At 69.1% G+C, this 8,644-nt stretch carries 10 protein-coding genes and 1 pseudogene; 6 read left to right on the forward strand and 5 right to left on the reverse strand.

The window, feature by feature from the left end; translation table 11 throughout:
- Positions 1 to 134: 134 nt before the first annotated feature.
- Positions 135 to 422, forward strand: coding sequence for a DUF4387 family protein (locus ABD901_RS57495; protein ID WP_345144672.1), 288 nt, complete (start codon positions 135 to 137; stop codon positions 420 to 422).
- A 39-nt stretch (positions 423 to 461) separates the two neighbouring features.
- Positions 462 to 983 (forward strand): hypothetical protein, encoded by a 522-nt coding sequence (locus ABD901_RS57500; protein ID WP_345144674.1) that lies wholly within the window; start codon positions 462 to 464, stop codon positions 981 to 983.
- Positions 984 to 1,070: 87 nt separating this feature from the next.
- On the opposite strand, the gene ABD901_RS57505 is transcribed toward ABD901_RS57500, so the two are convergent.
- A complete protein-coding gene (locus ABD901_RS57505) occupies positions 1,071 to 2,051 on the reverse strand; it encodes an SMP-30/gluconolactonase/LRE family protein (RefSeq protein WP_345144676.1) in 981 nt (326 codons plus the stop codon).
- Between the two features lie 188 nt (positions 2,052 to 2,239).
- Between ABD901_RS57505 and ABD901_RS57510 the strand changes: the two genes are divergently transcribed.
- On the forward strand, positions 2,240 to 3,430 hold the full coding sequence (locus tag ABD901_RS57510; RefSeq protein ID WP_345144678.1) for an FIST signal transduction protein: 1,191 nt from the start codon (positions 2,240 to 2,242) through the stop codon (positions 3,428 to 3,430).
- Between the two features lies 1 nt (position 3,431).
- Positions 3,432 to 5,027 carry a PAS domain-containing sensor histidine kinase gene (locus ABD901_RS57515; protein WP_345144680.1) on the forward strand — a complete coding sequence of 532 codons (1,596 nt, stop codon included), beginning with the start codon at positions 3,432 to 3,434 and terminating at the stop codon, positions 5,025 to 5,027.
- Position 5,028: 1 nt separating this feature from the next.
- Here ABD901_RS57515 and ABD901_RS57520 read toward each other — a convergent pair whose 3' ends face one another.
- Positions 5,029 to 5,700, reverse strand: coding sequence for a response regulator (locus ABD901_RS57520; RefSeq protein ID WP_345144682.1), 672 nt, complete (start codon positions 5,698 to 5,700; stop codon positions 5,029 to 5,031).
- 460 nt (positions 5,701 to 6,160) lie between these two features.
- Here ABD901_RS57520 and ABD901_RS57525 point away from each other — a divergent pair, with 460 nt between their 5' ends.
- Positions 6,161 to 6,385 (forward strand): DUF5999 family protein, encoded by a 225-nt coding sequence (locus ABD901_RS57525; protein ID WP_345144691.1) that lies wholly within the window; start codon positions 6,161 to 6,163, stop codon positions 6,383 to 6,385.
- Positions 6,386 to 6,455: 70 nt separating this feature from the next.
- Here ABD901_RS57525 and ABD901_RS57530 read toward each other — a convergent pair whose 3' ends face one another.
- Positions 6,456 to 7,181, reverse strand: coding sequence for an SDR family oxidoreductase (locus ABD901_RS57530; protein ID WP_345144684.1), 726 nt, complete (start codon positions 7,179 to 7,181; stop codon positions 6,456 to 6,458).
- 100 nt (positions 7,182 to 7,281) lie between these two features.
- Here ABD901_RS57530 and ABD901_RS57535 point away from each other — a divergent pair, with 100 nt between their 5' ends.
- Complete coding sequence (locus ABD901_RS57535; RefSeq protein ID WP_345144687.1) at positions 7,282 to 8,121, forward strand: LysR family transcriptional regulator; 840 nt, start codon at positions 7,282 to 7,284, stop codon at positions 8,119 to 8,121.
- Here ABD901_RS57535 and ABD901_RS57540 read toward each other — a convergent pair.
- Positions 8,118 to 8,255, reverse strand: a complete 138-nt coding sequence (locus tag ABD901_RS57540; protein ID WP_345144689.1) for a hypothetical protein — start codon at positions 8,253 to 8,255, stop codon at positions 8,118 to 8,120. The two genes, ABD901_RS57535 and ABD901_RS57540, sit on opposite strands and share 4 nt — an antisense overlap.
- Before the next feature lie 135 nt (positions 8,256 to 8,390).
- Positions 8,391 to 8,644, reverse strand: a pseudogene (locus tag ABD901_RS57545) (IS110 family RNA-guided transposase); the annotation flags it as partial.

Below are 8,644 nucleotides of genomic sequence, written 5' to 3' on the forward strand. Positions count from 1 at the left end.
GTGGTCCCACCGCCATCCTGAACTCACGGGCTCGTAGCACCACAGACTGTTCGGCGTCGAACCGGGACGGACACGCGTGATTTTCCCGCCTCCACAACGGCCGGCGCCAGCCGGGCGCGGTTCCTGAGTCGAAAATGAACGTCGCACTCGGCGCGCAGGCCATTGTCGTGGACGGCGGCTCCACCGACTCCGGCCCCTACTACCTGGGCGCCGCCACCGCCAAGACGACCAGGGCCGCGGTCATCGCCGAGCTTTACCGGGTCGACGCGCTCACCGTGCGGCTGTTCCCGTTGCCCACCATCAATGTCATCAAGGCATCGTTGCCGAGTCCGACCGCCCAGGGCAGCTTCGCCGACCGCGACATCCATGCCGGCCAGCAACACGTGCCGCTGCTCCTACTGCCGATTGTCGCCTCGGACTGAGTGCGTCGGGGTTGGGGTACCTGCACCGACCACATCCTGATGTACAACGAACGAAACGCCCACACCATCCTCGACGCATACGCCGAGCATTTCAACGAGCACCGTCCACATCAGGGCCTCGACCAGCACCGGAGGTACTGTTGCCGAGGAGACCACGACATGACAGCATCGAACACCGCCAGCGGCGCGACCAAGAGCGCCCCCGTTGCGACGAGCCTCGCACCTGCGCTGAGTGACCTAGGAGAAGCGGCCCTGCGGTACGCCACCGCGAAGGCGTCGCGGAAGGTGGAGCACTGGGCTGACGATCTGAACGATTTCGTGGCGAGCCGAGGGGCGACCACGCAGGCGGTCTTCGAGGGGCTGAAAGCCAAGCTGCAGGGAAAGAACCCTGTCTGGGCTGCGATCAAGGGTGCTTGGTCGGGGACAAGCCCCGAGGTGAAAGTTGCCGTGGTGTTGATCTTGATACTGACGCTATTGCTGCTTCCTGTTGTACTGCTTGTGCTCGTGCTCGCGCTACTGGTTGCCGCGCTCGTCGCAGGCATTCGAGCCGCCACACGGTGATCAGGTCCCGGATCGAGTGCGACCAGCCTCAGCCACAATTGAGCGGCACCCTGTGATGCTGGCAACCACAAACGTTGACCAGATGGTTCAGGCGCTTACTGCGACCACTTCAAAGGTGTTCGAGGTGGGCGGGGTTCCGGTGTCGAAATGCGCGTTCACCGCCGCGAGCCGGTCACCGAACAGCGCCACGGTGGTCGGGACGCCGAAGGCCTTGCTGGTGATCGTCTTGTCCGGCACGGCGTGGCTCAGGTCGGGGCTGAGCTTGAATCGCACGATCTTGTTGTTACGGTTCTCCACGACCCAGAGCCGGTGGCCGTTGAGCAGGATGCCGTCGGCGTTGGGTACCTCGGCGCCCTCGATGGGTGCGCTGACCCCGGTGACCGGGTTGACGGTGTACACCCTCGCGTTCTGGGTGTGGGAGACGATCAGCGTCCGGCCGTCGGGTGTGGCCTGGATGCCGTTGACGTTGAAGGCGCCGGTGACGTCGGCAGCCGGGCCGGTGAGGTCGAGCGTGCGGGCCGTCCCTGGGGTGCCCTCTGCGCTGACGGGCACGAAGTAGAGCTTCGCCCGGGACGAGTCGGTGAACCAGGCACCGCCCGGGACGAGGGCTACGTCGTTGATGACGCTGACGCCGGCGGCGCCGAGCGGGCCTGCGGCGCCGAGCTGGTAGGTGGCGACGGTCGCGCCGGTGCGGGTGCTGTAGACGTACGCCTGGCCGGTCGGTCCGCCGGCGACAAGGAGCAGGCCGTGGCGCAGGTCGGCCTTCATGCCCCACGCAGCCCGGCGCTCGGGTGCGTCGATGAACCGTGTCGCGGTGCCGCGGCGGATGTCGCCGCGGTAGATGGTGCCCTTGTAGAGGTCTCCGGCATAGAAGGTGGACCCCGCGCCGGCGGCGATGCCCTCGGCGGACGTCGCGCCCGGTAGCACGATGACCTCGTCGGGCCGGGCGACGGCGGCGGCCACGGCGGCGGTGGCCGGCATGACCGAGGCGACGAGCAGCCCCAGGACCAGCAGCGGCACGGCCGCGCGCCGCAGGATCCTCGCGAACGAGCGATTTCGGCTGATCATGTCCATGGTTGGTCCAATTGGACGATCTTCGGACGATCCCGGCACACGGCCGGCAGACCCTCTCTTGACAAACACTGCCACGCGCGGGGAGTGCCTGGCCTGGGTGCTTATATGCCAGTTTGTTCGATATGCCCGGTGTACAATGATATTCAGCCTCACGCCGAGGAGCATGTGGTCGAGGAGCAGAGATGGACCCTCGCCTGGACTTGCAAGCGCGGTGGATGTCGGTCGGCAGCGCGGACATCCACGATGGCAACGGTTGCCACAACGCCGGGCGTCAAGCGGCGCTCGGGGCGATCACCGGCGGGGATGTGCGGCTGTTGATCGTCTTCTGCGCCAACACTCCCGACCCCGCGGCGGTGCTGGCCGGCATTGCTGAGGTCGCTGCGGGCGTACCGCTGATCGGGTGTTCGTCGATAGCGGCCATCGATTCCAGCGGTCCGCGGTGGAACGGCGTGGTCGTCACCGCGCTCGGCGGACCGGGCCTTTCGGCTGCGACCGGTGTCGGGCGGGACGCGGCCGCCGGACTGTCCGCGGCGGGCGCCGCGGCGGCTGCCGGCGCGACCGAGCTGGCCGAGCACGGACACCGCGTTTTGGTGCTGCTCGCCGATGGCCAGGTTCTGAACCACGAGCGAATTCTCGCCGGTGCCTACGGCGTGGTGGGAGCGAGCATGCCCTACGTGGGGGGCGCGGCCAGCCCGGACGCCGCGTTCGGCGGCACGTACGAGCTGTTCGGCACGGAGGTGCTCACCGGAGGTGTGGTCGGCGCGGCGATCCAGTCGGACGGGCCGTTCGGAGAGGCCGTCGGGCACGGCTGGCAGAAGATCGGCGAACCCATGATCGTCACGCACAGCGCCGGCGGGGACATCTACACGCTCGACGAGAAGCCGGCGCGCGTCGCGTACCTGGACCGGCTCGGCGCACCCGAGGCGGCCTACACGGATCCGGGCGCGTTCATGGACTTCGCCCGCACCCGTCCCATCGGCATACGCCGGCGTGGCGGTCTGGAGATCCGCGATGTCGGTTCGGACCGCTTCGTCAAGGAGGGCTGGCTGCGCTCCATAGGTGAGGTGCCGGAGGGCGGGGTGATATGGCTGATGGAAGGCGACGCCGAATCCGGGCTGGACGCGGCCGGAAACGCCTGCGAGAAGGCGGCAACCGCGGTGGGTCAGCCACGCCCACTCGGGCTGCTCGCCTTCGACTGCGTTTCTCGCCAACGGCTGCTCGGCGAGGAGCGCACCCGGACCTCGGTCGGATACATGCGCGAGCGGTCGGGCGGTGCACCCGTCGCCGGCTTCTACACCTGGGGAGAGTTCGCCCGGCTCCGCGGCATCAACGGGTACCACAACCAGACGCTTGTCGTGCTCGCGGTGGGCTGACGTGGTCGCCTCGGCAGCCGCTCTGTCGACCCAGTGCCTCGCGGAGTTCCTCGCGGCCGTATCGACCGCACCCGATGTACCGACGGCGACCCAGGTTGCCGCCGAGCGGGCCGCCCGGGCGCTGGAGGGCGAGGTCGGCGTCGTGCTCGGACGTGACGGTGAGGTCAGCTCGGTCGGCTTCCCCGTCGGACGGCTACCGCTGGCCGAGATCGCCGAGGTCGTCAACCAGCGAAAGGAAACGCTCGACGTTCCCGGCGCCGGTTCCTGCCACACGGCGACAGCGCCTTTGGGCGGCAGTTCGCCAGGGCATCTGCTGGTTGCCCGTTCGGGTGAGAGCGGGTTCAGCGTCGACGAGGTCAGCCTCGTGCGGAGCATGGCCCGGGTGCTCGAGCTGTCCCTCGACACGATGAAGACCTTCCAGGCCGGTCAGCGGACCCGTGAAGAGCTCGACCGGATCTTCCGGATGTCGCGCGACCTGATCTGCACGGCCGGGTTCGACGGCTATTTCAAGCGGGTGAACCCCGCGGTCGAGCGCACCCTCGGCTACTCCGCCGCGGAGCTGGCGGAGCGGCCCTTCATCGAGTTCGTGTACGAGGAGGACCGGGAACGCACCGAAGCCCAGACGAAGGTCCTGATCGAAGGGCGTGAGGCGACCAACTTCCAGAACCGCTACCGCTGCAAGGGAGGCTCGCTGCGCTGGCTGGAGTGGTTTGCGCTGGGCGTACCGGATCAGGGCCTGATCTATGCGAGCGCCCGCGACGTCACCGAACGCAAGCAGCTCGAGGCCGATCGGGAGCGGCGGGAGGCCGCACTGCGGTACTCGCAGGAACAGCTGAGCAGCGCACTGCAACAGGTGCTCCAGGTGGAGAACGAACGCGCGATGTGGGCCACCCTGGAAGAGGCACACCGTCGTGAGGAACGCCAGCGGCTCGCGAGCGAGCTGCACGACTCGGTATCCCAGGCGCTCTTTTCGATGAACCTGCACATCCGGGCACTGCAGCTGGCGGTGCAGCAGCAGCGCGAGGACCAGCGGAGCCGGGTGGCTCGCGGCCTGGCGGACCTACTGGAGCTGACGCAGTCCGCGACCTCGGAGATGCGGGCTCTGATCCTCCAGCTGCGCCCGGACGCCTTGGCCGGGAACGGGCTGGTCGCCGCCATCCGTAGGCACGCGGCCGCAGTCTCCGCCCGGGAGGGCTTCGAGGTCGGCGTGCATGCCTGCGAAGACCCGCTGCCGCTGGACGAGACCGCGGAGCGGGAATTGTTCCGCGTCATCCAGGAGGCCCTGCACAACAGTGCCAAGCACGCACAGCCCGGTCATGTCGAGATCCGGCTGAGCGAGCCGGCCAACGCCGCCCGGACGCTGGTCGTCGAGGTCGCCGACGACGGCGTCGGCTTCGACCCGAGCGTGCCGCACCCAGGACACCTGGGTCTGACCACGATGCGCGAGCGGGCCGAGCGGCTCGGTGGCGAGTTCAGCGTCGACAGCTCTCCGGCCGGATCGACCACGGTCCGCGTCGTACTGCCCGACGTCCTGTCCTCGTCGGCAAACGGCAGCCCGTGCGGCGAACCAGCCGAAACCGCCGACGTCGAGGGCTAGGTCAGGCCTCGGGGACGAGTCCCTCCCGGACGGCCCACAAGGCGGCCTGGGTCCGGGAGGCAAGGCCGAGCTTGCCCAGCACGTTGCTGACGTGCGTACGGGCGGTGCGCTCGCTGATCAGCAGCGTGCTCGCGATGTCGCGGTTCGACCTGCCCTGGGCGACGAGTACGAGGATCTGCCGTTCCCGCGGGGTCAGCGCGGTCGCGGTATGGGCGGGTGCGACCAGCGTGCTGGTCAGCTTGCGCGCCACCACCGGGTCGAGGTGGACCTCGCCGCGCCGGGCCGCGCGGACCGCCGCGACCACCTCGTCCGCTTCGGCGTCCTTGAGCAGGTAGCCGGCGGCTCCGGCCTGCAGCGCCGCACTCACCCGCTCAGCCTCGCTGAAACTGGTCAGGGCCACCACCTCGACATCCGGGTACAGCCGCTTGATCGCCTTTGTCGCGGTGACCCCGTCGAGCCGAGGCATGACCAGGTCCATGAGCAGGACATCGGGCAGATGGTCCTGAGCCGCCAGGACAGCGAGCTGTTCCACGGCAGCCTGCCCGTCAACGGCCTCGCCCAGGATCTCGATGTCGTCGTGCATCTCGAAGAAGGCGCGCATACCGCGGCGTACCACCACGTGGTCGTCCACCAGGAACACCCGGATCGGCGCCGAGTCGGCCAGCCGGCCCATGGCACCCCCTTCACGCGGGCTTCCCTGCCGGTCTGCGGGTCGCCTCAGGTCCATCAGCAGGGGAGTGCGACCGCGGAACCAGACGGGGTATCGGTTGCCCAGCCTACCCGGCCGCGTACGACAAACGTCGCGGCCGATCCAGGTCATATGGCCGAGGAGCCGCTTCCGGGCGGCCATTGCGCGGCGGGCGGAGTTCGCCGCGGCGCTCTGGCTACCGGCGCGTACAAGATTCGGGCAAATAACGTGTTTCCGAACAACTTCCACGTGCCGGGTAGCGCTCGCCGCGGCCCTCTACGACAGATGACGTACTTGACCCGCGACGATTGCCCCGCCGCCCATTGCCGGAGGTGCTCCTCGGGGTTCCTAGGCAACCGCAATGCTGTGGCCCCCCTGTGAACAGCACATTTGAAGGGTCCGAAATGTACCGAACGACCGGGACTGCATGGTTCAGGAGGCGGACATGTGCATTCACCAACCGGCCTGCCCACCGGCGGAGTCACCGGGCCACAGCGCGGCCAGAGTGATCGCCGCCCACCACGAACAGGGGTGGAGCCTGCTGTGCAACGGCGTCGTGCTGTTCGACGACTACGGCGAGTTGCTCCCTGACGGTCGTGCACTCGCGCCGTCAGCGCGGGCACCAGCGCCATCGCGTCGGTCACGAGGATGGCAGCTGGCTCCCGCGTGAAAGGTGCCTCGGGCACCAACCCCCGTAACGCCGGATTCGGCATGATCGCGGAAGGTCGAAACTGGTCAGCTCACCAGGGCACCACCCCGGCGTCCTCGAAGAACCCGCCGGTCGGCCCGTCGGTGGGCAAGGTCGCGAGCTGGATGGCGATCGCCGCGCCCTGCTCGGGGGTGCGCACACCGCGGAAGCCATTGAGGTCGGTCGCCGTGAAGCCAGGGCAGCCGGCGTTGACGAGGATGCCGCTGTCGCGCAGCGCCTTGGCGTACTGGACGGTGACGGCGTTGAGGAAGGTCTTCGACGGCGCGTACGCCATCGACAGCGGCCCAGTGCTGGCCTCAGGATCGCTTTGCCGGGTGAGGGAGCCGACGCTGCTGGACATGTTCACGATCCGCGGCGACGCGGAGCGCCGCAGCAGCGGCAGCATGGCGTCCGTGACGCGGATGACGCCGATCACGTTGGTCTCCACGGCCGTGCGCACGACCGCGAGATCGGCCGTAGTGGGCTCCTGTGTCCAGCCGCCGGTGATGGCGGCGTTGTTGACCAGGACGTCGAGACGGCCGGCGCGCTCCTCGATCAGTGCGGCGGCGGCGGTCACGCTGGCGTCGTCGGTCACGTCGAGCGGCACGCCGAACGCGTCGGCGCCGCCCGCGCGCAGCTTCTCCACAGCAGCCTCCCGCCGCCGCTCGTCGCGGGCGCCGACGCCGACGCTCCAGCCGAGGGCGCCCAGGCCCGCCGCGATCTCGTACCCGATGCCCTTGTTCGCGCCGGTGACCAGCGCAATGGTGTGTTCGCTCATGTCCTCGATCGTGTCCGCCCCCGCGTGCGGCACCAACACCGTTTGAGTGGGCAGCGATACCTGGTGGGTATCGATTCGTGACTGCCGGTACGGTGACGGGATGGAGACGCGGGAGCTGCGGTACTTCGTCGCCGTTGCCGAGGAACTGCACTTCGGCCGGGCCGCCCAGCGCCTGGGGATCGCCCAGCCGCCACTTTCCCGTGCGATCCGGCAACTCGAGCGCCGGCTCGAGGTCTCCTTGCTCGAACGCACCAGCCGTGCCGTCGCGCTGACCAAGGCCGGCGCTGTCCTGCTGCGCGAGAGCCGAGCAGCACTCGACGCGGTGGACGCCGCCGAGCGCCGCACCCGGCGCGCCGCCCACGGCCCTGCGGGCTTGGTCCTCGTCGCCAAGGCGGGAGCATCGAGCGAGCTTCTGCCGAAGCTCCTCGACGCGTACGCCGCCGAGCCCGGCGCGGTCGCTGTCGACGTGCTCCTGTGCGGCATCGGCGAGCAGGAGCGCACACTGCGCGATGGCCGAGCCGACGTGGCCCTGCTGCACCTGCCCTTCGACTCGGCAGCGGGTTTCGACATCGAGGAGCTTTCCACGGAGGGCCAGGTCGTGGTCCTGCCGGCCGGGCATCCCCTCACCGGCCGGACCTCGCTGCGGATGGCCGACGTCACCGCGATCCCCGGCCTGCCGATGCCGCGCTGGCCCGGCCGCGACGGCGCCTATCCGGAGGGGCCCGGCCCGGAGGTCCGCCACCACGCGCAGCTGCTCCAGCTGATCGCGCTGGGCCGGGCCGCAGCGATCCTGCCGGAGTCGTGCCGGTCGCAGCTCCGTTCCGACCTGGCCGTCGTGCCCGTGCTGGACGCCCCGACGGTGACGACGGTGATCGCGTGGCCGCCGCACAGCCGGTCGCGAGCCCTTGCCGGTCTGATCCACACCGCCACCCGCCTCTAGCGATCCGGCGAGGGCTCCAGCGCGCCCTGGCAGTACCGAGCCGCGACGGCCCTGGCCAGGACCAGATCGGGATGATCCCACGGCTGGATCCCATAGAGCCGCGCAGTGCTGGGCCCCTTGTTCCTTTTCGCCATGGCGGCGAGCGTACTGCTATCGGCCTGCGGCCGAATCCTCCGATGATCCACACCAATGTCCAATGGAGGACTTCTCGCGGCAACCTTGCAACTGCACGTCGCTTGATCGAGTGCACACATCTGGTTCCCCTCTAGTCAAGGGGTTATGGCGAGGTTTGTTTTAGGCTTGTGGGTGGCGGGTCCGGGCTGTGACTTGTCCGAAGAGGCGGCTGTCGGGATTGGGCCGTCCGCGCTGGATTGCAGAGTCGCTCCCGTGTGTCCTCCCGGGCCCGTCCCGGCGGTTCGGGCCGCCGTGGCGTCGCGCAGCATCCGTTTGTAGACGACATCGGACAGGTGCCGTTTGAGGGCGCGGAGCGCTTCCATGGTGGTTTTGCCTTCGGCGAGGCGGC

It is taken from the genome of Dactylosporangium darangshiense, assembly GCF_039537565.1.
GTDB classification, from domain to species: domain Bacteria; phylum Actinomycetota; class Actinomycetes; order Mycobacteriales; family Micromonosporaceae; genus Dactylosporangium; species Dactylosporangium darangshiense.

Bases quoted from the DNA above. Each gene is read 5' to 3' on its own strand.
- ABD901_RS57495 (WP_345144672.1), top strand. From the start codon at position 135: ATGAACGTCGCACTCGGCGCGCAGGCCATTGTCGTGGACGGCGGCTCC.
- ABD901_RS57500 (WP_345144674.1), top strand. From the start codon at position 462: ATGTACAACGAACGAAACGCCCACACCATCCTCGACGCATACGCCGAG.
- ABD901_RS57505 (WP_345144676.1), bottom strand. From the start codon at position 2,051: ATGATCAGCCGAAATCGCTCGTTCGCGAGGATCCTGCGGCGCGCGGCC.
- ABD901_RS57510 (WP_345144678.1), top strand. From the start codon at position 2,240: ATGGACCCTCGCCTGGACTTGCAAGCGCGGTGGATGTCGGTCGGCAGC.
- ABD901_RS57520 (WP_345144682.1), bottom strand. From the start codon at position 5,700: ATGGGCCGGCTGGCCGACTCGGCGCCGATCCGGGTGTTCCTGGTGGAC.
- ABD901_RS57525 (WP_345144691.1), top strand. From the start codon at position 6,161: ATGTGCATTCACCAACCGGCCTGCCCACCGGCGGAGTCACCGGGCCAC.
- ABD901_RS57530 (WP_345144684.1), bottom strand. From the start codon at position 7,181: ATGAGCGAACACACCATTGCGCTGGTCACCGGCGCGAACAAGGGCATC.
- ABD901_RS57535 (WP_345144687.1), top strand. From the start codon at position 7,282: ATGGAGACGCGGGAGCTGCGGTACTTCGTCGCCGTTGCCGAGGAACTG.
- ABD901_RS57540 (WP_345144689.1), bottom strand. From the start codon at position 8,255: ATGGCGAAAAGGAACAAGGGGCCCAGCACTGCGCGGCTCTATGGGATC.